The sequence below is a fragment of the Kiritimatiellia bacterium genome (genome assembly GCA_025054615.1).
Taxonomy (GTDB): Bacteria; Verrucomicrobiota; Kiritimatiellia; order CAIVKH01; family CAIVKH01; genus JANWZO01.
Map to the genome: position 1 here is coordinate 1 of JANWZO010000040.1, position 846 is coordinate 846.

Genomic DNA, 846 nt, shown 5'->3' on the forward strand with positions numbered 1-846 from the left:
GGCAGAGAGGCTCTCTCAACGACGAGCGAATGGTAGCGCGTCGCGTCAAACGGATTTTCAACGCCCTTGAAAATGCCTTTGCCGTCGTGATGAATCTTCGAGACTTTCCCATGCATTGGCTTGGGAGCGCGAATCACCTTGCCGCCCAACGCTTGCCCGATGGCTTGATGCCCCAAACACACGCCAAGAATCGGAATGCGTCCCTGAAAACGCTCGATGACGGCGAGCGAAACGCCCGCTTCGTTTGGCGTGCAGGGACCTGGCGAAATCACGATTTTTTCGGGCTGTTTCGCCTCGATTTGATCGAGCGAAATGTCGTCGTTGCGATAGACTTCCATCGCCGCGCCCAGCTCGCCGAAATACTGAACCAAATTGTAGGTGAACGAATCGTAGTTGTCGATGACGAGCAACATTTTGATTTCTCGATTGTCGTTTGAAATTTACGCAACGAAACAGATTAACCTTTTTCGCCGTCGTCGCCGTTTGTGACGTGGCGCATCGGCGCGGCTCGCAATCAAACGCGCGTCAACCTTGAACCGCATCATCGTTTGGCACCGCAGAGATTTGAGAATCTTCGACAACGTCGCTCTCTCCGAAGCGCTCAAAGAAACGCGCGACATCGTGCCGCTTTTCATTTTCGCCGACGACATCTTGAAACGGCGCGACGACTTTTCGCCCGCATGCGTGAAGTTTATGACCGAATCGCTCCGCGATTTAGCCGCGCAGTATGAACGCATCGGCGGCAAACTCATTCTGCGACGCGGCTTTTTCATCGAGGCGTTGAAAGAGGTCGTCAAAGAATCCGAGGCGAGAGCGATTTACTTCAACGAGGATTACGAGCCTTTC

Annotated in this window: 2 protein-coding genes; one reads left to right on the top strand and one right to left on the bottom strand. The window is 53.5% G+C overall.

Annotated features, from left to right (window positions below; all coding sequences use genetic code 11):
- On the bottom strand, positions 1-413 hold a 413-nt coding region (locus NZ740_10700), incomplete at its 3' end, for an aminodeoxychorismate/anthranilate synthase component II (GenBank protein ID MCS6772469.1).
- Between the two features lie 118 nt (positions 414-531).
- Between NZ740_10700 and NZ740_10705 the strand changes: the two genes are divergently transcribed.
- Positions 532-846 (top strand): deoxyribodipyrimidine photo-lyase (locus NZ740_10705; GenBank protein MCS6772470.1); only part of this gene is annotated, 315 nt, incomplete at its 3' end.